This window comes from Streptomyces sp. NPDC000983, assembly GCF_040299205.1.
Classification (GTDB): domain Bacteria; phylum Actinomycetota; class Actinomycetes; order Streptomycetales; family Streptomycetaceae; genus Streptomyces.
The window spans coordinates 1-24,883 of record NZ_JBEPBM010000064.1 but is presented as its reverse complement, the minus strand read 5'-3'; the positions used below and the strand labels follow the sequence as shown (position 1 = coordinate 24,883).

The following is a 24,883-nucleotide window of genomic DNA, read 5'->3' as shown; positions in this document are numbered from 1 at the left end:
ACGTTCCGTGAGCTGCTGGGCCGGGTGCGGGCCGCCGACTTGGAGGCGTATGCGCATCAGGATCTGCCGTTCGAGCGGGTGGTCGAGGCGGTCAATCCCGCCCGCTCCACCGCCCGGCATCCCCTCTTCCAGACCATGCTGCTCCTGAAGAACGGATCGGGCGGCGGACTCGACCTGGCCGGTACCACGGCCTCGGAACACCATGTCGACGTTCATGTGGCCGAGTTCGACCTGCTCTTCGGCGTCGAGGAGGCCCACACGCACGACGGCGACCCGGCGGGACTGCGCTGGACGGTCGAATACGCCACCGAACTCTTCGACCACGACACGATCCGGACCCTGACGGACCGGCTGGTGAGGCTGCTCGCCGCGTTCGTCGGCGACCCCGACGCCCCTGTCGGGCAGGCCGACGTGCTGTCCTCCGCGGAACGGGACCTCGTCCTGGGCGCGTGGAGCGGCGAGGAGACCCCACCGCCGGCCGCACGTCCCGTGCACCGGTACTTCGAGGAGCAGGCCGCCACCCGGCCCGACGCCGCGGCGCTCGTCCTCAACGAGCGGACGGTGACGTTCGGCGAGCTCAACACGCTCGCCAACACGCTCGCGCATGAACTGATCCGGCGCGGCGCGGGAACCGAGGACCGGGTCGCCGTCCTGCTCGAGAGGTCCGTCGAGTCGGTCGTGGCCCTGCTCGCCGTGCTCAAGGCGGGAGCCGTGTACCTGCCGCTGGACCCCGGGCATCCGGCCGAACGCATCGCCCACGTCCTGAAGGACGCCGACGTCCGAATGGTGATCAGTACGGCCGGGCTCGCGGGCACGCTCGCCCCTGACACGGTGCCCGTGCTGCACGTCGACCGGTGCGCGCCGGACGGCCCCGGGCACGACCCGGACGTGCCCGCGCTGCACCCGGCGCACCCCGCCTACATGCTGTACACCTCCGGCTCCACCGGGCGCCCCAAGGGCGTCGTCGTGGAGCACCGGGCCCTGGTCAACTTGCTGCACAGCCACGAGTCGACCCTGTTCGCCGCGCATGTACGGGCCACCGGCCGGGCCGCCGCCCGGGTGGCCGTCACCGCGCCGCTCACCTTCGACGCCTCCTGGATGGGGCTGCTCGCCCTGTTCGCCGGGCACGAGCTGCACCTCCTGGACGACGCGACCCGGCGCGACCCGGCGGCCATGGTCGGCTACGTCGGACGGCACGGCGTCGACTTCCTCGACACCACACCGACGTACGGCCTGGAGATGCTGGAGCACGGGCTGATCGGCACCCCCGAACTCACCCCCCGCACCCTGACCTTCGGCGGCGAGGCCATCCCCGAGCCGCTGTGGCGCAGGCTGCTCGCCGAGCCGGACGTGACCGCCCACAACTTCTACGGGCCCACCGAGTGCACCGTCGAAACACTGACCACACCGTTGCGCGGCACCTCGACGCCCATCGTGGGGCGGCCCCTGGAGGGCGCCCGGGTGTACGTCCTGGACGCGGCGCTGCGGCCGGTGCCGCCCGGTGTCACCGGGGAGCTGTACATCGCCGGGCGCGGTCTGGCCCGGGGCTATGCCGGGCGGCCCGGCGCGACCGCGGAGCGGTTCGTCGCCAGTCCGTTCGCCGACGGGGCGCGCATGTACCGCTCGGGCGACCTGGCGCGCTGGCGGGCTGATGGCAGCCTGGAGTTCTGCGGACGCGCCGACGACCAGGTGAAGGTACGCGGCTTCCGCATCGAGCCCGGCGAGATCGAGGCCGCGCTCGGCCGTCACCCGGACATCGCCCACGGTGCCGTCGTGCTCCGAGAGGACCGTCCGGGCGACCGGCGGCTCGTGGCCTACGCCGTGCCCGTGCCCGGCCGCACGCCCGACCCCGCCGCCCTGCGCGCGTTCCTGGCCGGCACGTTGCCCGAGTACATGGTGCCCGCCGCGTTCGTCGTCCTGGACGCGCTGCCCGTCACCGGCAACGGCAAGCTCGACCGGCGCGCCCTGCCCGCACCCGAGTACGGCGGACTCGGACGGGCGCCCGAGAGCGACCTGGAGCGGTCCCTGGCGGCCCTGTTCGAAGACGTCCTGAAGGTGCGCGGCACCGGCGTGGACGACAGCTTCTTCGACCTCGGCGGGCACTCCTTCCTGGCCGCCCGGGTGGTCGCCCGCATCCGCGCCCTGCTGCCCGACGTCCTGGGGGACCTGACCCTGCCCGGGTTCTTCCGCACCCCCACCGTGGCCGCCCTCGCCGCCCGCGCCGACGGCCGGGACACCGCCGGATCCGACCTGCTGCTGCCGCTGAGCACGTCCGGCACCGGGGCACCGCTGTTCTGCGTCCACCCCGTCACCGGGCTCGCCTGGTGCTACTCCGGACTGGCCGCCGCCCTGGACGACCGGCCCGTGTACGGCCTCCAGACGCGCCGGCCCGGCGCCGACGAACGGGCCCTGCCCGCCGACTGGGAGACCCTGGTCGACGACTACCTGGGCCGCATCCGCGAGGTGCGTCCGCAGGGGCCGTACCACCTGCTCGGCTGGTCCCTCGGCGGGAACATCGCGCACGCCCTGGCCTGCCGGCTGCGCGCCGAGGGCGAGGAGGTGGCCCTGCTCGCCTTGATGGACTCCTACCCGCTGCACGGGCAGGCCCCGGACTCCCGGTTCGGCCCCGACACCATCGCCGCGTTCCTGCGCCGGGAGGGCACCGCGGACGCCGGCCTGGACGCCGCGTTCGACGAGCCGTTCGTGGCCTCGCTGGCGGCCGCCGCCGCGCACACCGTCGCCCTGGCCGAGGAGGCCGAGCCGGGAGTCTTCGACGGCGATCTGCTCCACTTCACGGCCACCGAGGAGCGTGACCCCTGCGCCCCCGTGGCGGACGACTGGCGGCCGCACGTCACCGGCCGCATCCACGGCCACGCCGTCGACTGTGCCCACCTGGACATGACGCGTCCGGGGCCCCTTGCCGAGATCGCCGCCCTCCTGGTCCGCACCCTGCACCGGGACTGATACCGAGGAAAGAGCCGATCCATGATCGAAGAGACCGTCCTGCAGTACGAGTTGTCCGACGCCGAGGTGTCGCAGATACGGGAGGAGGCGGCCCGACTCGCCGCTTCCCTGCCCGACCCGGCGGACCCGGCCCGCTACGACGTCAACCGCTTCGCCGACGCCGGACTGCCGCCGCGCCTGAAGGACTTCCTGGAGACCTTCCGGCGCACCGAGTCCGCCGCCGGCCTGCTGATCCACGGCTTCCCCGTCGACGACAGCGCCGTCGGACCGACCCCCGGCCACTGGGACCAGCCGGTGGACCCGGCGGCCACCCACGAACAGGAGCGGTTCCTCGCCATGTGCGCGACCGCCCTGGGCGACCCCTTCACCTGGTCCACCCTGCAACTCGGCCGCATGATCCAGAACATCCTGCCGATCCGCGGCGACGAGGAGCGCCAGAGCGGCCACGGCAGCGCCACCCTGCTGGAGTTCCACACGGAGGACGGCTTCCACCCCGGCCGCTGCGACTATCTGCTGCTGTTCGGGATCCGCAACCACGACCGGGTGCCGACCATCCTCGCCTCCGTCCGGGACGTCAAGCTCAGCCCCGAGGAGGTGGACCTGCTGATGCGTCCGCTGTTCCACATCCTTCCCGACGACGAGCACATCCGGCAGCTGCAGCTGCGGCACCCCGACCACCCGGCGCTCGCCCGCATGGAGCAGATGCTGCACTCCCCGGACGCCGTGCCCGTCCTGTTCGGCAACCCCGACCGGCCCTACCTCCGCATCGACCTGCCCTTCATGCGCTGCGCGTCGGCCGATCCGGCGGCCGAACGCGCCGTGTACACCCTGATGGCCGAGCTGGAGCGGGTGCAGCACACGGTCGTCGTGGAGCAGGGCAGCCTGCTGATCGTCGACAACTACCTGGCGGTGCACGGCCGCAAGCCCTACCCCGTGCGCTACGACGGCAGCGACCGCTGGCTGAAGCGGATGATCGTCAGCCGCGATCTGCGCAAGGCGGCCCCGGTGAGCCGGATGACGCGCGGCCGGGTGCTGTTCTGAGCCGGCCCGATGCCCCTTTCTCTTTCCGACCCGCACGTGCCAGCTAGGAGTCAGACATGCGCACCGTCGTCATCACCGGCGCGTCCAGCGGCATCGGCCGCGCCACCGCCCTGCGCTTCGCCGAGGCGGGCGACCACGTGGTCAACCTGGACATCAAGGCACCCGAACCGGACGGCCACCCGGCCGGGCGGTGGATACGCGCCGACACCGCCGACTGGAACGCCGTAGCGGAGGCCCTCACCGAGATCCACCGCGACACCGGACGCCTCGACGTGGTCATCGCCAACGCCGGCATCAGCGTCCGGCACGGCGTCCTGGACATCCTGGAGAAGGACGCCCGCCGCATCACCGACGTCAACCTCCTCGGCGTCCTGGGCGTCTGGCAGGCCGCCGCCCGCATCATGACCGGCCAGGGCCACGGCGTCCTGCTGGCCACCGCCTCCGTCAACGGCCGCCGGGGATACCCCTATTACGCCGACTACAACGCCACCAAGGCCGGCATCGTCGCCCTGACCCAGACGTTCGCGCTGGAGCTCAGCCCGGTGGTGCGCGCCGCCTGTGTCAGCCCCGGCGGCGTGCTCACCCCCATGCAACTCGCCGAGTACACCGAGGAGATGCTCGCCGACACCAACGCGCGCATCCCCGCCGGACGGCACGCCGACCCCGCCGAGATCGCCGCTGCCTTCTTCTATCTGGCCTCCGCCGAGGCCGGCTTCCTCACCGGGCAGGAACTCGTGATCGACGGCGGGGAGACCGCCGGTGGCACCACGTCCGCGTACGGCACCGCCGTACGGGCCGGACATTGACCGGAATCGGGGGAGCAGTCCGTATGCAGACCACCACCCCCGGCGCCGCGGGCCCCACCTGGGGCGCCCGGGCCACCGGGCTCGACGTCGTGGTGACCGGCACATCGTCCGACGCGCACACCTGGAACCTGATCTACCTCGAACTCCTGCTCACCGAGTGGGGACACCGTGTGACCAACCTCGGGGCCTGCGTCCCCGAAGAACTCGTCGTCACCGAGGTGCTGACGCACAGACCCGACCTCGTCGTGGTCAGCAGCGTCAACGGCCACGGCGCCGCCGACGGACTGCGGCTGATCGAGCGGTTCGGCGCCGAGCCGAGCCTCGCCGCGCTCCCCGTGGTGATCGGCGGCAAGCTCGGCACCGCCGAGGAGACCACCCGGGCCTGGCTGCCGCGGCTGCGGACCGCCGGGTTCGCGGAGGTGTTCGAGGAGAGCGCCGGGTTCGCGCCCTTTCGCCGCTACCTCGACACGCTCACGGCCGGGGTGTGCCGCTGATGGAAGCCCCGACCACCACCGGGTTCGGCGCGTTCGTCCGCGGTGCCCGCCAGCTCGTCGTCCAGCCCCGCATGGGCTTCGGCTCACCGGAGCGGATGCGCCGGGGCCTGCTGGCCACGCGTGACGCGGACGCCACCGCCGTCGGTACGCTCACCCTCGACAGCTACACCAGGGTCGGCGACCTCGCCGCCGCCCGGCGTGCCGTCACCGAGGGCACCGACCTCAACGGCTACCCGCTGCTCACCCACGGCCCGGCCGCCACCCGCCGCATGCTCGACGGGATCGAGAGCCCCGGGTTCCCCGTCCAGGTGCGACACGGGTCAGCCGCCCCGCAGAGCATCGTCCGCGGCCTGCTCGCGGCCGGACTGCACGCCACCGAGGGCGGACCCGTCTCCTACTGCCTGCCCTACAGCCGCACCCCGCTGGCCGACGCCGTGGACAACTGGACCCGGGCCTGCGAACTGCTCGCCGAGGCCCGCCGACCGGGCGTCGAACCGCACCTGGAGTCCTTCGGCGGCTGCATGATGGGCCAGCTGTGCCCCCCAGGACTGCTCGTCGCGCTGTCCCTGCTGGAAGGGATGTTCTTCGTCCGCCACGGGCTGCGCAGCATCTCGCTGAGCTACGCGCAGCAGACCGACCCGCACCAGGACGAGGAGGCGGTTCGGGCGTTGCGCGCGCTCGCCACCGACCTGCTGCCCGGCGTGGACTGGCACATCGTCGTCTACACCTACATGGGCGTCTATCCGCGCACCCCGTCCGGTGCCCGAGCCCTCCAGGACCGGGCGGTACGGCTCGCGGTGCGGGCCGGCGCGCAGCGGCTGATCGTGAAGACCACGGTCGAGGCGCGCCGCATCCCCACCGTCGCCGAGAACGTCGCCGCCCTGGAGAGCTCGGCGCACACGGCCCGCACCCTCGGCCCGGGCGGCCCGGGCGGCCCGGGCGCGCCGGACGACGGCGACCGGGACACCCAGGTGTACGCCGAGGCACGCGCCCTCGTGGAGGCGGTGCTCTGTCTCGGGCCCGACATCGGCCGCGGACTGCTCACGGCATTCGGCCGGGGCTGGCTCGACGTGCCGTACTGCCTGCACCCCGACAACGCCGGCCGCAGCGCCGGATTCGTCGACGAGCGGGGCCGGCTGGGCTGGAGCTCCGTCGGCGCCATGCCGCTCGGGCATGTCGTCACGGCGCGCCCGGCCGCCGCCCTCACCTCCAGCGGCCTCCTCGACGCACTGCACTACGTCGAGACCCGTCTGGACCTCGGAGAACTCACCGCGACCGGCCCGCACCGCGAGCCCGCGCCGGCCCGCTCATGAGACCGGCCCGCGAGCCGTCGCAGCACAGCAGCCCACCTACGCGAGGGAGCGATAGGACATGAGCGCACTGCACGCCTCCGGCTTCCCGGAGGACGAGATACGGGCCAGGGCCCGCCAGGGCGCGGCCCGCGTCTTCCCGCCCGCGTCCGCCTACGGCAGCGAACTGTTCGGCGCCGACGGGCACGGCGGCGACGACGTCCTGGACCGGACCGACGTCCTGGACCGGACCCGGCTGGTGCCGCCGGTGTTCATGCCGCGCCGGCTGGAGAAGCTCATCGAGCTGGCCCGTGAACCCCTGTACCGGGACGTGGACACGGCCACCGACATCGGCGGCTTCCCGGCCGAACTGCCGCTGTACGTATCCGCGTTCGGCTCCACCCAGGTCGCCAGCCGCGACCTGGGCGTGGCCGCCGCGCGACAGGCCGCCCGGCTCGGCATCCCCATCGTCGTCGGCGAGAACATCGGCCCCGTCAACGGCACGGGACGACTCGGCGAACGCGAGGGCCGCACCCTGCTCGGCCGGATCGCCGCCTACCAGAACGCCCTGGAGGGCGCCGGCGGTGTGGCCGTACAGCAGTCGACCGAGGACGCCGACGCCGAGATCTGGAACCTCGTCTACAGCGACCCCTCCGTACAGCCGCTGCTGGACGCCGGGCGGCTCGCCTTCGAGCTGAAGGTGGGCCAGGGCGCCAAACCGGGGCTCGGCGGCATGACCGTCGTCGACGCGGCCGACGCCGAGCGGCTCGAGGGGCAGTACGCCGTCGAGCCCGTGCTCGGTGAGGGCACCTCCCGCGTGCTGCGCAGCGGCAGCCCCGGCACCTTCACCGAGGAGATCCTCGCCCACCAGGTCCGCCTGATGCGCAACAACTTCCCCCGGGCCAGGATCTGGGTGAAACTGCCTCCCGCCCGCGACGTGGGGGCCGCGGCCGCCACCGCCTGGGCGGCCGGCGCCGACTCGGTCACCGTCGACGGCGCCGAGGGCGGCTCCGGCTGGGCCCCGCTCGCCTTCCTCGACGGCGTGGGCCTGCCGCTCGCGGAGTGCCTGCGCCGGGCGCGGCCGGGACCCGGGCAGTGTCTGCTCGTCAGCGGACGGATGTGGGAAGGCGCCCGCGCAGCCAAGGCGTTGGCCGCCGGGGCGCGCGCCGTCGGCCTCGGCCGGGCCGCGCTGCTCGCCGTGGACGAGGACCCCGAAGCGGGACTGGAGCGCCTGGTGGCCGCCCTCGCCCTCGAACTGCGGCTGATCGTCAGCGCGTTGGGCAAGTATCGCCCCCGCGACCTGGACCCCGACGACCTGTGGCACCCGGACACCGCGTACCCGGCAGCACAGCCGGTGCCTGCGGCCGTCCGGGTGCCCTGAACGGACAGCACGACTCAGACGTGTCGTCCGGATCAACTCCGCTGCGGGAAGCGAAACTTCCCGCTACCTGCCTGGTCAACTGCCTCTTCGGCGGTCGGGCCGTTCCTACGATCGACGGAGTCCGGGCCGCCGGGCCCGGCACGGAGCACCGACCAGCCGTCCGAACCCACGACAGACGGGACAGCACGATGCCGAACCCCTTCGAGAACGAGAACGGGCAGTACCTGGTCCTCGCCAATGACGAGGAGCAGCACTCGCTGTGGCCGGCCCAGATCGCCGTACCGGCCGGCTGGCGCACCGTCCACGGCGTCGACAGCCGCGCTGCGTGCCTGGAGTACATCGAGACTCACTGGACCGACATCCGCCCGGCGAGCCTGCGCCGGGCCATGGACCGGATGGCCGGCTGACGATGACCGGCCACCTGCTCCAGGACACCACGGTCGTTCGGCCCGTACCCCGGCCGGACGCCACCCGCTCCCTGGTCTGCCTCGGCTTCTGCGGCGGCGGCACCGGGTCCTACCGGGCCTGGCTGCCGTCGCTGGGCGAGGGCACTGACCTGGCCCTCGTCTGCTACCCGGGCCGCGAGGGCCGCTTCGCCGAGGAGTTCGCCCCGGACTGGGACACCCTCGCCGAGGACGCCACCGACGCCGTGGCCCGCGCCGCGGCCGCGGCACCGGACCGCCCCTACCGCCTGTTCGGCCACAGCATGGGCGGCTGGATGGCCTTCGACGTCACCGTCCGGCTCGCCGAGCGCGGTGCCCCGCTGCCCGAGCGCCTGACCGTCTCCGCGTGCAACGCGCCCGACCGCGGTGTCACCGAACGCGACCGCTTCCCGCGTCTGGAGGACACCGAAGGACGCCTCGTGGAGTGGATGGGGACCATCGGGCTGCTGCCCGACTACGCGCTCGACGACCCCGACCTGCGGGAGATGGCGATCGAGCTGATGCGCGCCGACATCACCGTCCGCGACTCCTACCGGCCCCGGCCCGGCGTCACCACGTCCGTGCCCGTGCACGTGCTGTACGGCGAGGACGACGAGGTCATCGAACCGGCCGTCGCCGAGCAGTGGGCACGCTGCGCCACCGGCGGACTGCGCGTGGACGCCCTGCCCGGCGGCCACTTCTACACCCCTGCGGTGTGGGAGACCCTGCCCGACTACTTCGTCGACACCGACCTGGAGGGCGTGCGATGACACCCCGCTGGCTGGAGGAACCCGGTACGCCGGTCACCGCCGTCGTCGACGGCCTGCCGGACGCGGTCGCCGCCGCGGACTGGATCGACACCTACCGCGAGCCGCTGCGCAGCGTGCTCACCCGGCACGGCGCGCTGTACCTGCGCGGCCTCCCGGTGCGCACCGCGGCCGACTTCGCGCTGGTGCGGGACGCCCTGTTCGCCGCGCGCGCCAAGTACCAGGAGAAGGCCACCCCGCGCAGCGACTTCGGCGACGACGTGTTCTCCTCCACCGACCTGCCGCCCGCGCAGGCCATCCGGATGCACAACGAGAACAGCTACACGCTGACCTTCCCCGGCCTGCTGCTGTTCGGCTGTCTGACGGCCCCCGCGGAGGGCGGCGCGACACCGGTCGCCGACGTCCGGCGGGTCCTGGACCTGCTGCCCGCCGACCTCGCCGACCGCTTCCGCCGGCACGGCTGGTCGCTGGTGCGCAACTACGCCGAGCACATCTCGCTGGACTGGCGGACCGCCTTCGCCACGGACTCCCGCGCCGATGTGGAGCGTTACTGCGCCGCCAACGCCATCGACGTGACCTGGGGCGACGACGACACCCTGCGCACCCGGCAGGTGCGCTCGGCGACCGTCCGCCACCCGGACACGGGCGAGGAGGTCTGGTTCAACCACGTCGCGTTCTGGAGCGAATGGGCACTCGACCCCGACATCAGGGACGTGCTGGTCGGCGAGTTCGGCCCCGACGGGCTGCCGTTCAACACGGCGCTCGGCGACGGCAGCCCGCTGAGCCCCGCGGACATGGCCGTGCTCGACGCGGCCTACGAACGCGCCACCGTCCGGCGTGCGTGGCAGCCCGGCGACCTGCTCCTGGTCGACAACATCCTCACCGCGCACGGCCGTGACCCCTTCCGCGGCGACCGCAAGATCGTCGTCGCGATGGGCGAACCGGTCGCCCTCGCCGACTGCGCACCCTCCCTGCCCGTCACCGCACCCGCCCTGGCCGGCCGCGCCTGACGCGTGGTGCGAAGGCCCCCGAGAGGAGCCCACCCATGTCCACAACACCGCACGGCGGGTTGTCACCGGCCCCCGGCACGGCCACCGCGGCCGCACCACGGCCGTCGGTGTCCGTCGCCGTCGACACCCGTCCGGAGCCCGCGTCCACCCCCGCCTCGAGCCACGCCCGGGACCTTCTGCACCGCTTCCGGGAGGCCGTGGCGCGGCACCCGTGGCGGGACGCCGTCGTGGCGGCCGACGGCACCACCGTCGCCTTCGGCACCCTCGATGGCCGGGTACGACGGCTGGCGGCCGCTCTCGTCGGAGCCGGCGTCCGGCCCGGACAGCACGTCGGTGTGGCCCTGCGTCGCGAGCCCGCCCTGGTGGTGGCCCTGCTCGCGGTCTGGCGGGCCGGCGCGGCGTACGTCCCCCTCGATCCGGCCCACCCGCAGGCACGCCTCGACGACATGGTCGAGGACGCCGGCATCCAGGTCGTCGTGTCCGCCGACCCGGCCCGCACCTGGCCGAACGGGGTACGGACCGTCGCCCCCGACGCGAGCGCCCTGTTCACCGTCCCCGACGTCCCGGTTCCCGCCGACGCCCCCGCCTATGTCATCTACACCTCCGGCTCGACCGGCCGCCCCAAGGGCGTCGCCGTCACCCGCGCCGCGGCCGCCGGACTGGTCGCCGCCCTGGAGGAGAGCGGCTGCTACACCGACGGCCCCGCCCGTGTGGCCTGGAACGCCAGCGTGTCCTTCGACGCCTCCGTGCAGCAGTGGGCCCGCGTCTGTCGCGGGGACACCCTGGTGCTGCTCTCCGAGGACCAGCGCGCCGACCCGGCCGCGCTCGCCGCGCATCTGCTGAGCGAGGGCGTGACCGACCTCGACGTGACCCCTTCCCACTGGTCCGTCCTGCGCGACCGGGTCGTCGAGACGGCCGAGCAACTCCCGCACGGGATCAGGCTGTTCGTCGGCGGGGAGGCGATCCCCGCGCCCATGTGGCAGGACCTGGCCGGCCTCGGCGCCCGGGGGGTCGTGCACGCGCTCAACCTGTACGGGCCGACCGAGTGCACGGTCGACTCCACCGTCGGCCGCATCGACGGTGCAGAGCCGCACATCGGCCCGCCGCTGCCCGGCGTCGGCGCCCACGTCCTCGACGAGCACCTGCGTCCCGCCACCGAGGGGGAGCTGTACCTGACCGGCCCCGCCGTCGCCCTCGGCTATCTGCGCCGCACCGGCCTGACCGCCGAGCGGTTCACCGCCTCGCCGTTCGGCCCGCCCGGCAGCCGCATGTACCGCACCGGAGACCGGGTCCGCCGCCGCCCGGACGGCCACCTCGCCTATCTCGGCCGGGTCGACCACCAGGTCAAGGTGAACGGCCTGCGCATCGAACTCGGCGAGATCGAGGCCGTCCTGACGGACCATCCGTCCGTCACCGCCGCGGTCGCCGTCGTACGGGAGGACGACCGCCTCGGGCGCGCCCTGGCCGCCTACTGGGTCCCCGTTCCCGGTGCGGACACCGACCCCGGGCCGCTGCGCCGCCACCTGGGCTCCCGGCTGCCCGCCCACATGGCGCAGCTGTCGCTGACCGCCCTGGAGAGCCTCCCGCTGGGCGTCGGCGGCAAGGTCGACCGCACGGCCCTGCCCGAACCGGCCGAGCAGCACCGGCCGGACGCTGCCGACGCCGCGCCCGCGGGCGAGCTGGAGACCCTCATCGCCGGCGCCTGGCAGGACGTCCTGGGCCGGGAACGGGTGCTGGCCACCGACGACTTCTTCGCCCTCGGCGGGCACTCGCTGCTCGCGCTGCGCGTGATCGCCGACCTGAAGAAGCGGCGCGGAGTGGTCATCCCGACCCGCATGGTCTACCAGCACCCGCGGCTGCGCGACCTCGCCCGCGCGATAGCGGACCGCAGCGACCGCTGATCGCCGCCGCCCCTTCCGCCCTTCCCGGAAAGGCCCCGCCCCGATGCGGAAATCCCCAGCCTCACGAGTCTCGCTGTACGGACTGCTGAGCGCCTACACGGTCTCGCTGTTCGGCACCCGGCTGACCATGATCGCCCTGCCCTGGCTGGTGCTCGTCACCTCCGGCAGCGCGTCACTGACGGGACTCGTCGTCTTCGCCGAGGCGGTGCCGCTCGTCCTGGGCAAGGCGCTGGCGGGGCCCTTGATCGACCGGTTCGGAGCGCGCAGGTTCAGCGTCGCCGCCGACCTGGCCAGCGCGGCGGTGATCGCGACGATCCCGCTCTGCCACTGGCTGGGCGTCCTGCCGTACGGACTGCTGCTGGTGCTGTCCACGCTGCTCGGCCTGGCCCGCGGACCCGGTGACGTGGCCAAGCGGACCCTCACCCCGGAGACCGCCGAGGCGGTCGGCATGCCGCTGGAGCGGGTGAGCGGCATGGTCGGCACCCTGGAGCGGCTCGCCGGCACCGCCGGGCCCGCCGCCGGCGGCGCCGTGGTCGCCTTCTTCGACCCGATGTGGGCGCTCGCGGTCAACGCCGTCACCTTCCTGGTCTCCGCCCTGATCATCGCCGCCACCGGGTCACTGCGCAGCCCCGCGCCGGCGGAGGCCACCGACACGGCGCCCGAGGAGGAGCGTTACCTCGAACGGCTCCGCGCCGGGCTGCGGTTCCTGCGCCAGGACCGGCTGCTGCGGTCCATCGCCGTCATGCTGAGCGTCACCAACCTCATCGACGCGGCGTACGGCTCCCTGCTCATTCCGGTGTGGGCGGAGGAGACCGGCGGAGGCCCGGCCGCGATCGGTGCCCTCGGCTCGGTGTTCGGCATCGCCGCGGTCGGCGGCTCCGCACTCGCCACCGCCCTCGCGCACCGGCTGCGGCGCCGGCCGACGTACGTCATCGCCTTCCTCCTCGCCGGGCCGCCCCGCTTCCTGGTGATGGCCTTCGACCTGCCGCTGTGGACGGTCCTGGCCATCGCCGTCGTGGACGGACTCGCCATCGGCTTCGTCAATCCGATCCTCAACGCCGTGATGATGGAGCGCATCCCGCGCCCCCTGCTGGGCCGGGTCTCCGCGCTCACCGACTCCGTCGGCTCCGCCGGCGTCCCGCTCGGCCCCATCCTCGCCGGCTTCCTCGTCACCCTGGCCGGCCTCGGCCCCGTCCTGGTCGGCTGCGCCGCCCTCTATCTCGGCAGCACCGTGCTGCCCGCCCTGCGCCCCCACTGGCGCGAACTCGACGACCGGCCGCCGCCCGCGAGCCCGACGACCACAAAGGCCCCCGCACTCTGAGTGCACCCCGCCCATCGCCCGAAAGCACACCGCGCACGAGCACAGCGCGCACGAGCACTCCGCGCACGAGCACTCCGCGCACGAGCACACCTCCGCAGACACGAGAGGAAAGAGGCACGTCATGAGCAGTGGCAACCTGAGCGCCGCCCGCCTGAAGGGTGACTTCGACGTCGAGCGGCTGCTGGCCGAACTCGCCGTCCTGGAACGCACCCAGTGGGCGGCCCAGCGCACCTACGGCGAGAGCCTGGAACCCAGTGAGGACACCGTCCTCGACTGGCGGGTGCTGCCGCTGCGCAGCCCCGAAGGCCGCGCCGACCGCACCGACCCCGGCGGCCTCGGTCTCGTCGAGTACGCCGCCACTCCCTGGCTGGAGAAGACCCCCTACATCAAGTCCATCCTGGACAGCCTGCCCACCGAACTGCGTGCCGTACGGCTGATGTCGCTCGGCGTGGGCGCCGAGGTCGACGAGCACCGCGACCAGCCGTACGGGCTGGCGGCCGGCTGGGTGCGGATGCACATACCGTTCGTCACCAACCCCGACGCCGTCCTCACCCTCGACGGACAGCCCCACACCTGGCAGCCTGGCACCTTCTGGTTCGGCGACTTCTCCACCCCGCACTCGGTGCGCAACGGCGGCTCCGAGCGCCGCGTCCACCTCGTCATCGACGCCTATGTCAACGCCGAACTGCTGGAACTGTTCCCGGCCGAGTTCCGCGACCGCATCCGCTGGTCCGAGGTGTTGCTCAACCGCCCCGAGATCCCGCTGACCGAGGAGGAACTGACCGAGTTCACCAGCACCTTCACCATCCCGGACGCCTTCCTCTACGGCGAGCCCGAGGAACTCGCCGACGACAGCCGGCCCGACCGGACCGCGCGGCTCCGGCTCGACGGCGGCCGGCTCGTCCTGGAGGTCGACGACGAGCCCAGGGCGGCACTGGTGCACCTGGGCGAGGGCGAGTTCCGCGCCGTCGGCTGGACCGCCGAGCGCACTCTGAAGGCCGAGCGCACCGGTGACGGACTGCGGCTGCGTTTCCGGATGCGCCACGGCAGCCGCATGGAGGAGACGGTCCGGACCGCCGCGACGGCTGCGGCCTGAGCCATGCCGTACGCCACCGGCACGCTGCGCGACCCGACACAGGTCCGTGCGTTCGACCCGGCGGCGGTCACCGGCCGGCGGCTCACCCCGCCGGCGGCGGGCGGGCCCGCGCACATCTGGCTGCTGCACGCCGAACGGCACCGCGCGGCGGTCGTGCGCGCGGCGCCCGAGGTGCTCGACGCGCAGGAGCGCGCCAGAGCCGCGGCCCTGCGCGTGCCGACGGACCGGGAGTGCTACCTCGCCACCCACCTGGGGCTGCGCCTGCTGCTCGGCGCCTATCTGGGCACCGAGCCGGCGCGCGTGCCGCTGACCCGGTGGCCGTGCCCGCTGTGCGGCGGACCGCACGGGCGGCCCGGGGTGGTGGGGGACCCGCTGCACTACTCGCTCAGCCACAGCGGCGGTCTGGGACTGCTCGCCTTCGCCGCCGTCCCGGTCGGCGTGGACGTCGAAGCAGTCCCCTCACCGGCCGCGGTGGCCGAGGCCGCCGAGGCCCTGCACCCCCGCGAACGCGACGAACTGGCCCTGCTGCCCCCGTCCGCCCGCCCGCGCGCCTTCACCCGGGCCTGGGTGAGAAAGGAGGCCTATCTCAAAGGACTCGGTGTCGGCCTCTCCGAGTCCCCGGCGTCCTGCTACGTCGGCACTGGCACCGAACCCGCCGGCACCGACCGGGCCTGGCTCCTCACGGACGTCCCCGTCGGCCGGGGAGCGGCCGGCGCGGTGGCCGAACAGACGGCCATGACCGCAAACGGCCGACGGGACGGAAGTACCTGAGGCAGGACACGGACGTGGACACGGCCCGGCTCCGGGCCCGTCCACGCCGGGTCCGCCGCCCGGCAGCGGCACACAGACACAGGACGGGAGGTGAACGACGCCGATGGAACCGACGGCAGCACCATCAACGCGATTCGGCACGGGCACCGGATTCCGCACCGCCTCCGGCACCGGGAAGGTCGCGCAGGCCGCGCAAGGGGCGCGACAGCAGCGGAAGGACCGCCGCCACCAGGGCCCCGGCGACGATCCACATCGTCGGACGCGGTCCCACGGCGGAGGTCAGCGCACCGGCGGCGACGGCACCCAGCGGAACCGTGCTGTAGTTGATCAGCAGCGCCGTGGAGGTGACACGGCCGAGCAACTCCTGCGGGCAGTACGACTGCCGGAAGCTGACGAGGATCACGTTGCAGGCGACGAGCCCGGCCATCGTCATCGTCGAGCCGATCACGAACAGCGCGAGCCGCGGCCCCGGCGCCGTGAGGGGGATCAGCAACCCGAACAGCGAGCAGCCGAGTTGGGAGGCCACGAGGGCGCGGGCCGTGCCCAGCCGGCGCGCGAGGCGGCGCGCGCACAGCACCCCCAGCACCCCGCCGACCGCACCGCACGAGCCGAGCAGCCCCACCGTGCCCGCATTGAGGCCGACCGAGCGGACCAGGAACAGGATGTACGTCGCCTCGTAGCCGGCCAGCGCGAGATTGGCCGCCGCGCCGAATCCGATGACCGTCCGCAGCAGCGGATCACGGCCGATGAAACGCAGCCCCGCGGACATCTCCTTGCGCAGTCGCACCCGGCCACCGGCGCCCCGCGGCTCGTCGGCCCGTATGCGGCGCAGACACCAGGACGACACGACGAACGAGACGGAGTCCAGCAGCAGCCCCGGGACCGTGCCGAGCAGCTGGGCGAGCAGCCCGCCCGCACCCGGGCCGGCGATCCGTGCCAGATGCTCACCGCCCTGCAGCTTCGCGTTGCCCTCCAGGAGTTCGGACCTGTCCACGAGGACCGGGAGATAGCTGGAGTACGCGGTCGAGAAGAACACCGAGGCCGTGCCCGTCAGGAAGGCCACCGCGAGCAGCTGCCAGACGGTCAGCACGTCCAGCCACCAGGCGGCCGGAACGCTCGTGAACAGTGCCGCCGAGACCAGGTTGCACACATGCATCACCGGGCGCCGGGGCCACTGGTCCACCCAGGCGCCGGCCGGCAGCCCGATCACCAGCCACGGCAGCCACGGCGCGGCCGTCAGCAGCCCGACCAGGGCGGGGGAGGCGTCCAGCGTCACGACCGCGGTGAGCGGAAGCAGCACCGACGTGACGCTCGTGCCGAATCTGCTGGTCGTCTCACCGATCAGCAGCAGCCGGAAGTTGCGGTGGCCGAACAGGCCGCGCCCCGGCGTGCTCACGGCTGCGGTGACGAGCGGTCTTTCGTCAGCGGTCATGGTGTGCGGGACGCCCTCAACTGCGTTGGCCGACAGAGGAGTTCACGCTACACGAGCCCTGCGGCCCACCCGGGCCGGACGCGACGCCCCCTGCCCACGCGAGGAATCCGATGACCGACGGCCCGCCCGACTCGTTGACGCGCTTCCTGGACTGCGTCCGGCGCCACCCCGACCGCCCCGCGGTCCTCACCCCCACCGGCTGCCTGACGTTCGCGGCACTGCACGACCGCGTGGAGTCGCTCGCCAACGCACTGCGGCGAGCGGGCGCGGGACCCGGCACGGTGACCGGCGTCGCCCTGCCCCGCTGCCCGGACCTCGTGGCGGCACCGCTCGCCGCGTGGCGCACGGGATCGGCCTTCACCCTGCTGGACCCCGCCCACCCTGGTGCCCGGCTGCGTGCCCTCGCCGGTGTGTCGGTGGTCGTGACGCCGGACGGCGGCGACTGGGCGCCGGGCGTGCCGACGGTCAACCCGGCGGCACTGCCCGCCCCGGGACCCCTGCCCGCGTGCGCCGTCCCCCGCGACGCCACCACGTACGGCGTCCCCGACGACGCCACCACGTACGCCGCCCCCCGCGACGCCACCGCGTACGTCGTCCACACCTCCGGCTCGTCCGGCAGGCCCAAGCCGGTCCAGGTCTCGCACGCCAACGTCGCCCAGCTCGTCGGCGCACTGGAGCGCGCCGGCTGTCACCCCGCCGCGCCCGGTCGGGTGGCATGGCTCGCGGGGATGTCCTTCGACGCCTCCGTGCAGCAGTGGCTCAGGATCTGCCGAGGGGACACACTCGTCCTGCCCGACGAGGCGACCCGGCAGGACCCGCCGCGCCTGGCGGCCTTCCTGCGCGCGGCGCGGATCACCGACCTGGACGCCACCCCGGCGCTGTGGGCGCTGCTGCGCCCCCATCTCGTACGGCGGGCGCCCGGTGAACTCCCGCTGCGGCTGTACCTGGGCGGTGAGGCCGTGCCGCGCGCCATGTGGGACGACCTGGTGACGCTGGCCGCCGACGGTTCCGTGACCGCCCTGAACCTGTACGGCCCGGCCGAGTGCACGGTCGACGCCACCGCCGCGCCGGTCATGGGCCCGGACCCGGTGATCGGGGGCCCGCTGCCCGGCGTACGGGCGCACGTCCTCGACCGGCAGCTGCGGCCCGTGCCCGACGGGGAGAGCGGGGAGCTGTACCTCGCGGGCGGACAGGTCGCCCTCGGCTACGCCGGTCTGCCCGCGCTCACCGCCGAGCGGTTCGTCGCGGAACCCGGCGGCCCGGCCGGCTCGCGCATGTACCGCACCGGGGACCGGGTGCGCCGCTCGGCGTCCGGCGCGCTGGCCTACGAGGGCCGTACGGACGACCAGTTCAAATTGCACGGCGTGCGCATCGAGCCGGGCGAGATCGAGGCCGTCCTGGCCGGCCATCCGACGGTCGCCCGCGCCGTCGTCGTGCCCCGCGAGGAACGGCCGGGCGACCGCCGCGCCGTCGCCTACGTCACCGCCCGCGCGGACGCCGGACCGCCCGAGCCGGCGGCCCTGCGCGCGCACTGCGCCGACCGGCTGCCCTCGGCACTGGTGCCCTCGGCGATCGTCGTCCTGGACGCCTTCACCCCCGCGCCGGGCGGCAAGGTGGACCGGGCCGCCCTGCCCGCGCCCGACTACGCCCGCGCCGGCCGCGGCGGCACCCCGGAGGGCGAACGCGAACGACGCCTGTGCCTGCTGTACGCCGACGTCCTCGGGGTACCGCGTGTGGGCCCCCATGACGACTTCTTCGAGCTGGGCGGGCACTCGCTGCTGGCGATGCGGCTCATCGGCCGGGTCCGCGCCGCTCTGGGCGCCGAGGCGGAGGTGCGCGACCTGTTCGCCGCCCCCACCCCCTCCGCCCTGGCCGAACGGCTGGCGGCCGCCGCACCCTCCCGGCGACCCGTCCTGCGCCCGCTCCCGCGCCCGCGGCGCCTGCCCCTGTCGTACGCCCAGCGGCGGCTGTGGTTCCTCGACCGCCTGCACGGGCCCGGCGCCGCCTACAACGAGCACATCGCCCTGCGCTTTCGCGGCCCGCTGGACCGGTCGGCGCTGCGGGCGGCCCTGCACGACGTCGTCGTACGGCACGAAGTGCTGCGCACCGTCTTCCCGGAGGACGCCGGCGGCGAGCCGTACCAGCACATCCTCGACCCGGACGAGTCCCGGCCGGACCTGCCCTGCCCGGACGTCACCGAGGACGGCCTCGCCGACGCGCTGCGGGAGCGGGCAACCGTCCCCTTCGACCTGGCCCGGCAGGCCCCGCTGCGCGCGGCACTGCTCCACCCGTCGCCCGGCACCCATGTCCTGCTGCTGGTCACCCACCACATCGCCAGCGACGGCTGGTCCCTCGGCCCGCTCGCCCGGGACCTGGCCCTCGCCCACCGGGCGCGCTGCGCCGGCCGCGCCCCCGACTGGCCCGAACTGCCCGTCCAGTACGCCGACTACACCCTGTGGCAGCGTGCGCTGCTGGGCGACCCGGACGGCCCGGACAGCCTGCACAGCCGTCAACTGGCCTACTGGCGCAAGGAACTCGACGGGCTGCCGGAACGGCTGCGGCTGCCCGGGGAACGACCGGCGGGCGCTCGGCACCCCGGCGGCCGGGGAGGGACCGTCCCCTTCGTCTGCGGTCCCGAACTCCACAGCGCACTGCTGGAGTTGGCGCGCGCGCAGCGCTGCACCCTGTTTATGGTGGTCCGCGCCGGGCTCGCCGTGCTGCTGACCCGGCTGGGTGCTGGGGACGACATCCCGCTCGGCGTCGCGAGCGCGGGCCGGGGCGACCCCGCCCTCGACGACCTCGTCGGCTTCTTCGTCAACACGCTCCTGCTGCGGACCGACACCTCCGGCGACCCGACCTTCCGGGCCCTGCTGGAACAGGTCAGGGAGACCGACCTGGCCGCCGCCGACCACCAGGACCTGCCCTTCGACCGGCTCGTCGAGGACCTCAATCCGCGGCGCGCGGGCCACCAGCAGCCGCTCTTCCAGGTCATGCTGGCCTTCCAGAACACCGCCCGGGCCGACTGGGACTTCGGCGCCGGGCTGACGGTGACGCCGCAGTCGGTGCGGCGGGACCGGGCCAGATTCGACCTCGCCCTGTCGGTCACCGAACTGCACACCGCCGACGGCGCTCCCGGCGGTCTGCGCGGGGACCTGGAGTACTCCCTCGACCTGTTCGAAGCGGCCTCCGCCCACCGGCTGGCCGCCCGGCTGACGGCCGTCCTGCGGACCGCGGCCACCGACCCGGACCGCCGCATCGGCGGCTACGACCTGCTGACCGAGGACGAGCGCCCGCGCCCGTCGACCGCCGCGGCACCCGTGCTGCCCGAAACCCGCGACGCCCTCCACCTGTTCGAGGACCGGGCGCACCTCACCCCGGACGCCGTCGCGGTGCGCTTCGAGGGTCAGCGGATGACCTACGGCGAACTCGACGCCCGCGCCGACCGGCTCGCCCACCGCCTCGCCGCGCGCGGCACAGGCCCCGACGTCGTCGTCGCCGCTGCCCTTGACCGGTCCGCCGACCTGATCGTCGCGGTGCTCGCGGTATGGAAGACGGGAGCCGCGTTCCTGCCGGTCGACCCCCGCTACCCCGCCGCCCGCATCGCCCACATCCTCACCGACGCCCGTCCGGCGCTGCTGCTGACCGCCGCGCACATCAGCCTGCCGGACACACCGGCGCTGCCCCGGATCGACGTCCAGGACGACGACCCGCACGACCCCGCACGGCCCGTCACCCACCCCCACCCCCACCCCGTACGCCCGCACCCCGACCACCTCGCCTACGTGATCTACACGTCCGGCTCCACGGGCACCCCCAAACCGGTCGCCGTCACCCGGGCCGGGTACGCCAATCTCGTCGCCCACCAGGCGGCCACCCTGGGCGTGGACAGCGGCAGCCGGGTCCTCCAGTTCGCCTCGGCCGGCTTCGACGCCTTCTTCTGGGAACTGGGCATGACCCTCCCGGTCGGCGCCGCCCTCGTCCTGGCCCCTGCAGCCCGCCTGCTGCCCGGGCCCGAGCTGGCCCGCCTCGCCGACGAGCACGCGATCAGCCATCTGACCGTGCCGCCCGCCGTCCTGGGCGCCCTGTCGCCCGACGCCCTGCCCGGCGTCACCACCATCGTCGTCGCGGGGGAGGCGTGCGGCGCCGATCTTGCCGCGCGCTGGGCGCGGGGCCGCACCTTGATCAACGGCTACGGCCCCACCGAGGCGACGGTCTGCGCCACGATGAGTGAGGCCCTGCGCCCCGACGGGAACGTCCCACCCATCGGCGACCCCGTGCGCGGCACACGCGTACACGTCCTGGACGACCTGCTGCGGCCCGTGCCGACGGGCGTGACCGGCGAGCTGTACATCGCCGGCGCCGGACTCGCGCGCGGCTACCGCGACCGCCCCGGCCCGACCGCGGAACGCTTCGTCGCCGACTCCTTCGGGCCGCCGGGAACCCGCGCCTACCGCACCGGAGACCTGGTGCGGCGAACCTCGGACGGACGGCTGGAGTTCGTCGGACGCGTCGACGACCAGGTCAAACTGCGCGGTCACCGCGTCGAGATGGGGGAGGTCGAGGCCCGCGTCGCCGCCGCCGACGGGGTGGCCCAGGCCGCGGTCGTGCTGCGCGAGGACCGCCCGGGAGAACGCAGGATCGTGGCGTACGTGGTCCCCGAGGCCCCGGCCGGGCAGGACAGCGGCGAACGCGGACGCGTCGAGGACTGGCGCCAGGTCCACGACGCCGTGTACGCGGGGCCCGGGGCGGCACCCGGCGAGGACGGCTTCTCCGGCTGGCACGACAGCCGTGACGGCACCCCCATACCGGTGGAGGACATGCGGGAGTGGCGGGACGCCACCGTCCGCCGCCTGCGGGAACTGCGCCCCACCCGCGTGCTGGAGATCGGCGTGGGCAGCGGTCTGCTCCTCACCCAACTCGCCCCGCACACCGCCGAGTACTGGGGACTGGACTTCTCCGCCGCGGCGATCCGTCGGCTGCGCCCGCGGGTGGACGGGCTCGGCCTGCCCGAGGGTCGGGTGGTGCTGCGGCAGCAGACCGCGCACGACCCCACGGGCATCCCCGAGGGCCACTTCGACGTGGTCGTCCTCAACTCCGTGGTGCAGTACTTCCCGAACGGCGCCTACCTCTCCCGTGTCCTCGACGTCGCCGGGCAGGCCCTGGCCCCCGGCGGGCGGCTCTTCGTCGGCGACGTGAGGAACCTCCGGCTGCGCGACCGCGCCCGCCTCGGCGGCGTACCCGAACTCCTTGTCGACCCGGACTACTTCGCTGCCCACGCAGCCCGTTCAGGCCGGTTCGCCACCTGCGACGTGCGGCTCAAGCGCGGCGAGCGGAGCAACGAACTGACCGCTCTGCGCTACGACGTCGTCCTGGGCACGCGCGCGGCCCCGGACGAAGACGAAGCCGGCACCGGCCCGGTACTGCGCTGGGGAGCCGACGCCCGCACCCCGGACGCCGTCGCAGGGTTCGTCCGCACCCGGCGGCCCGCACGCTTCACTGTCACAGGCGTGCCCAACGCCCGGCTGACCGGCTTCGTCCCCGATGGGGGCCGCCCACGCCGCGCCACCGCCGACCCCGAACACCTCGCCCGCCTCGGCGAGGAGCTCGGCTACGGCGTCGCGCTGCGCTGGTCCACCGCCACGGACGACACCTGCTTCGACGCCGAGTTCACCGAGGGCGGCAGCATCCCCGAACCCCCGGTGCGCGCCACGGCGGACGGTGACCTCGCCCGGTACGTCGGCACACCGCGCACCGCGGCCGACGAGCACGGCCTGCACCAGTCGGTACGCCGCCAAGTCGCCGCTTTCCTGCCGGACTTCATGATGCCGTCGGCCGTGGTGGTCCTGGACCGGCTGCCGCTCACCGCGCACGGCAAGACGGACCGGGCGGCCCTGCCTGCCCCGCCCACCGCGCGGCCCGACGGTCCCACCGCCCTGGGCCACCCGCGCACGGACCGCGAGAAGGCCCTGTGCGCGATGTACGCGGACCTGCTCGGCCTCGACGAGGTCGGCACCGACGAGAGCTTCTTCGACCTCGGCGGCCACTCGCTGCTCGCCACCCGCCTGGTCAGCCGTATCCGCGCCGACCTGGACATCGACATCCCGGTGGGCACGCTGTTCGACGCGCCGAAGGTGGCCGATCTCGCCCCCCGCCTGGACGGCGCGCCCACCTCCCGGCCACCACTGCGGCGCATGCGCCACCCCGACTGAGACCCGCCCGGCGCGAACCGGACCGCAACCGACCGACAGGGGACCACCGCAATGGACTTCAGTCTCTTCTACTTCGCCGACAACAGCGCCGGCACGGCGGCAGGCGACCCCCGCGGCCGGTACGACCTGCTCCTGGAGGGAGCCCGCTTCGCCGACCGCAACGGCTTCACGGCCGTATGGACGCCCGAACGCCACTTCCACCCCTTCGGCGGGCTCTACCCCAACCCGGCGGTGACGGGCGCCGCGCTCGCCACCGCCACACACCACGTCGCCATCCGCGCCGGAAGCGTCGTCGCGCCTCTGCACCACCCCGCCCGGATCGCCGAGGAATGGTCCGTGGTGGACAACCTCTCCGGCGGACGCGTGGGCGTCTCCTTCGCCTCCGGCTGGCACCCGTCCGACTTCGCCCTCGGCCACACCGCGTACGCCGACCGCAAGACGGTGCTGATGCAACGCCTCGACGACGTACGGCGGCTGTGGCGCGGCGAACCGCTCGAGGTGACCGACGGCAACGGCGTGCCCACCACCGTCCGCGTCTTTCCCCCGCCTGTTCAGCCGGAGCTGCCGGTCTGGGTGACCAGTGCGGGCGAGGTCGACACCTTCCGCGCCGCCGCCCGGGCCCGCGCCGGGGTGCTGACGCACCTGCTCCACCAGGACCTCGACGAGCTGACCGAGAAGATTGCCGAGTACCGCAGCACGGCCCGTCGCACCCATGGCGGCTGGGACGGCCATGTCGCCCTGATGCTGCACACCTATCTCGCCGAGACCCGCGCCGCGGCCCGCGACACCGTGCGCGAGCCCCTGCGCGACTACCTCAAGAGCTCCATCCACCTGGTGACCCGGTCGTTCACCGAGGCCGACCCCGACTTCGACCTGCACTCCCTGGACGAGGAGGACATCGAGTTCCTCCTCACCCGCTCCTTCGAGACCTACTTCGACCAGCGGGGCCTGTTCGGCACCGTCGACGACGCCCGCCGCACGGTCGACGCCGTGCGCGCCGCGGGAGTCGACGAGATCGCCTGCCTGATCGACTTCGGCGTCGACGCCAAGGCCGTCCTCGCCGGACTGCCCCGGATTGCCGAACTCCGCGCACCTTCCGCCGCCGACCGGCCCGGCGCCGGCCCAGCCACCCACCGAGCCCGGAGGTCGAGCTCAGCATGATCCCCCTGTCTTTCTCCCAGGCCCGCTTCTGGTTCCAGGAAGAGCACGGCGGCGACGACCACGCCTCACCCGCCGCCCCCGTGCTGCTGCGGCTTCACGGGGAGCTGGACACGGCCGCGCTGCAAGCTGCCCTGCGAGACGTGGTGGCCCGCCACGAGAGCCTGCGCACGGTCTTCCCGGTGACCGACGGTGTACCCCACCAGCGGGTGCTCGGCCCCGACCGGGCCTGCGACCTGGCACTGGCCACCACGGACGTCACTGCGGAGGAACTGCCCGACACGATCGCCGCGGTGTGCGGGGGCCGCTTCGACCTGTCGCAAGAGCTGCCGGTCCGTGCGAAGCTGCTGGCCGTCGGGCCGGCGGAACACGTCCTGGTCGTGGCGGTCCACCACATCGCCTTCGACGGCTGGTCGGTCGGCCCCTTCGTACGCGACCTGTCGACCGCCTACGCGGCACGACTGCGCGGCACTACCCCCGTGCAGACCGAACTGCCGGTGCAGTACGCCGACTTCACCCTGTGGCAACGAGAACTACTGGCCTCGGACGGCTTCGAGGAGCGGGAACTCGACTTCTGGCGCACCGCGCTGCACGCCCTGCCCGACGAACTGCCCCTGCCCTTCGATCGCCCCCGCCAGGCGACCGGCACCCACCGCGCCGGACTGATCGAATTCACCCTCGCACCCCCCACCCTGCACGCACTGGCCCAGGTCGCCCGCCACCACCGGTCCAGTCTGTTCATGGTGCTGCATGCGGCGGTGGCGGGTGTGTTGTCGCGGGTGGGTGCCGGGGAGGACGTGGTGGTGGGCAGTCCTGTGGCG

General features: G+C 74.0%; 17 protein-coding genes. 16 read left to right on the top strand and 1 reads right to left on the bottom strand.

Features of this window, described 5'->3' with window-relative positions:
* The 13 genes from ABT296_RS36185 to ABT296_RS36125 all read left to right on the top strand — a co-directional run.
* A partial coding sequence (locus tag ABT296_RS36185; RefSeq protein ID WP_351933987.1) for a non-ribosomal peptide synthetase occupies positions 1 to 2,964 on the top strand: 2,964 nt, incomplete at its 5' end.
* A 21-nt stretch (positions 2,965 to 2,985) separates the two neighbouring features.
* Positions 2,986 to 4,005, top strand: a complete 1,020-nt coding sequence (gene gntD / locus ABT296_RS36180) for a guanitoxin biosynthesis L-enduracididine beta-hydroxylase GntD (protein WP_351933985.1) — start codon at positions 2,986 to 2,988, stop codon at positions 4,003 to 4,005.
* Between the two features lie 56 nt (positions 4,006 to 4,061).
* Positions 4,062 to 4,811 carry an SDR family NAD(P)-dependent oxidoreductase gene (locus ABT296_RS36175; RefSeq protein WP_351933983.1) on the top strand — a complete coding sequence of 250 codons (750 nt, stop codon included), beginning with the start codon at positions 4,062 to 4,064 and terminating at the stop codon, positions 4,809 to 4,811.
* 23 nt (positions 4,812 to 4,834) lie between these two features.
* Positions 4,835 to 5,305 (top strand): cobalamin B12-binding domain-containing protein, encoded by a 471-nt coding sequence (locus tag ABT296_RS36170; protein WP_351933981.1) that lies wholly within the window; start codon positions 4,835 to 4,837, stop codon positions 5,303 to 5,305.
* The gene (locus tag ABT296_RS36165; protein ID WP_351933979.1) at positions 5,305 to 6,618 is read left to right on the top strand and encodes a methylaspartate mutase; all 1,314 of its coding nucleotides are present in this window, start codon (positions 5,305 to 5,307) and stop codon (positions 6,616 to 6,618) included. The genes ABT296_RS36170 and ABT296_RS36165 overlap by 1 nt, the downstream gene beginning before the upstream one ends.
* 58 nt (positions 6,619 to 6,676) lie before the next feature.
* Complete coding sequence (locus ABT296_RS36160) at positions 6,677 to 7,975, top strand: glutamate synthase-related protein (RefSeq protein WP_351933977.1); 1,299 nt, start codon at positions 6,677 to 6,679, stop codon at positions 7,973 to 7,975.
* Between the two features lie 188 nt (positions 7,976 to 8,163).
* On the top strand, positions 8,164 to 8,382 hold the full coding sequence (locus ABT296_RS36155; RefSeq protein WP_171145510.1) for an MbtH family protein: 219 nt from the start codon (positions 8,164 to 8,166) through the stop codon (positions 8,380 to 8,382).
* 2 nt (positions 8,383 to 8,384) lie between these two features.
* Positions 8,385 to 9,167 carry a thioesterase II family protein gene (locus ABT296_RS36150; RefSeq protein WP_351933975.1) on the top strand — a complete coding sequence of 261 codons (783 nt, stop codon included), beginning with the start codon at positions 8,385 to 8,387 and terminating at the stop codon, positions 9,165 to 9,167.
* Entirely contained in the window at positions 9,164 to 10,174 is a 1,011-nt protein-coding gene (locus ABT296_RS36145) for a TauD/TfdA family dioxygenase (protein WP_351933973.1), read from the top strand. Before ABT296_RS36150 ends, ABT296_RS36145 begins: the two co-directional genes overlap by 4 nt.
* A 35-nt stretch (positions 10,175 to 10,209) precedes the next feature.
* Entirely contained in the window at positions 10,210 to 12,075 is a 1,866-nt protein-coding gene (locus tag ABT296_RS36140; RefSeq protein ID WP_351933971.1) for a non-ribosomal peptide synthetase, read from the top strand.
* A gap of 43 nt (positions 12,076 to 12,118) precedes the next feature.
* Positions 12,119 to 13,396 (top strand): MFS transporter, encoded by a 1,278-nt coding sequence (locus tag ABT296_RS36135; protein ID WP_351933969.1) that lies wholly within the window; start codon positions 12,119 to 12,121, stop codon positions 13,394 to 13,396.
* 121 nt (positions 13,397 to 13,517) lie between these two features.
* Positions 13,518 to 14,492, top strand: a complete 975-nt coding sequence (locus ABT296_RS36130; RefSeq protein WP_351933967.1) for an aspartyl/asparaginyl beta-hydroxylase domain-containing protein — start codon at positions 13,518 to 13,520, stop codon at positions 14,490 to 14,492.
* Positions 14,493 to 14,495: 3 nt separating this feature from the next.
* Entirely contained in the window at positions 14,496 to 15,263 is a 768-nt protein-coding gene (locus ABT296_RS36125) for a 4'-phosphopantetheinyl transferase family protein (protein WP_351933965.1), read from the top strand.
* A gap of 124 nt (positions 15,264 to 15,387) precedes the next feature.
* On the opposite strand, the gene ABT296_RS36120 is transcribed toward ABT296_RS36125, so the two are convergent.
* Positions 15,388 to 16,695 carry an MFS transporter gene (locus tag ABT296_RS36120; protein ID WP_351933963.1) on the bottom strand — a complete coding sequence of 436 codons (1,308 nt, stop codon included), beginning with the start codon at positions 16,693 to 16,695 and terminating at the stop codon, positions 15,388 to 15,390.
* Positions 16,696 to 16,805: 110 nt separating this feature from the next.
* Here ABT296_RS36120 and ABT296_RS36115 point away from each other — a divergent pair, with 110 nt between their 5' ends.
* The 3 genes from ABT296_RS36115 to ABT296_RS36105 form a co-directional block, all read left to right on the top strand.
* Positions 16,806 to 22,904 (top strand): non-ribosomal peptide synthetase, encoded by a 6,099-nt coding sequence (locus ABT296_RS36115; protein ID WP_351933961.1) that lies wholly within the window; start codon positions 16,806 to 16,808, stop codon positions 22,902 to 22,904.
* 51 nt (positions 22,905 to 22,955) lie between these two features.
* Positions 22,956 to 24,065 carry a MupA/Atu3671 family FMN-dependent luciferase-like monooxygenase gene (locus ABT296_RS36110; RefSeq protein WP_351933959.1) on the top strand — a complete coding sequence of 370 codons (1,110 nt, stop codon included), beginning with the start codon at positions 22,956 to 22,958 and terminating at the stop codon, positions 24,063 to 24,065.
* Positions 24,062 to 24,883 (top strand): condensation domain-containing protein (locus ABT296_RS36105; protein WP_351933957.1); only part of this gene is annotated, 822 nt, incomplete at its 3' end. The genes ABT296_RS36110 and ABT296_RS36105, both read left to right, overlap by 4 nt.

Coding starts and splice junctions, on each gene's coding strand:
- gntD (WP_351933985.1), top strand. CDS start 2,986: ATGATCGAAGAGACCGTCCTGCAGTACGAGTTGTCCGACGCCGAGGTG.
- ABT296_RS36175 (WP_351933983.1), top strand. CDS start 4,062: ATGCGCACCGTCGTCATCACCGGCGCGTCCAGCGGCATCGGCCGCGCC.
- ABT296_RS36170 (WP_351933981.1), top strand. CDS start 4,835: ATGCAGACCACCACCCCCGGCGCCGCGGGCCCCACCTGGGGCGCCCGG.
- ABT296_RS36165 (WP_351933979.1), top strand. CDS start 5,305: ATGGAAGCCCCGACCACCACCGGGTTCGGCGCGTTCGTCCGCGGTGCC.
- ABT296_RS36160 (WP_351933977.1), top strand. CDS start 6,677: ATGAGCGCACTGCACGCCTCCGGCTTCCCGGAGGACGAGATACGGGCC.
- ABT296_RS36155 (WP_171145510.1), top strand. CDS start 8,164: ATGCCGAACCCCTTCGAGAACGAGAACGGGCAGTACCTGGTCCTCGCC.
- ABT296_RS36150 (WP_351933975.1), top strand. CDS start 8,385: ATGACCGGCCACCTGCTCCAGGACACCACGGTCGTTCGGCCCGTACCC.
- ABT296_RS36145 (WP_351933973.1), top strand. CDS start 9,164: ATGACACCCCGCTGGCTGGAGGAACCCGGTACGCCGGTCACCGCCGTC.
- ABT296_RS36140 (WP_351933971.1), top strand. CDS start 10,210: ATGTCCACAACACCGCACGGCGGGTTGTCACCGGCCCCCGGCACGGCC.
- ABT296_RS36135 (WP_351933969.1), top strand. CDS start 12,119: ATGCGGAAATCCCCAGCCTCACGAGTCTCGCTGTACGGACTGCTGAGC.
- ABT296_RS36130 (WP_351933967.1), top strand. CDS start 13,518: ATGAGCAGTGGCAACCTGAGCGCCGCCCGCCTGAAGGGTGACTTCGAC.
- ABT296_RS36125 (WP_351933965.1), top strand. CDS start 14,496: ATGCCGTACGCCACCGGCACGCTGCGCGACCCGACACAGGTCCGTGCG.
- ABT296_RS36120 (WP_351933963.1), bottom strand. CDS start 16,695: ATGACCGCTGACGAAAGACCGCTCGTCACCGCAGCCGTGAGCACGCCG.
- ABT296_RS36115 (WP_351933961.1), top strand. CDS start 16,806: ATGACCGACGGCCCGCCCGACTCGTTGACGCGCTTCCTGGACTGCGTC.
- ABT296_RS36110 (WP_351933959.1), top strand. CDS start 22,956: ATGGACTTCAGTCTCTTCTACTTCGCCGACAACAGCGCCGGCACGGCG.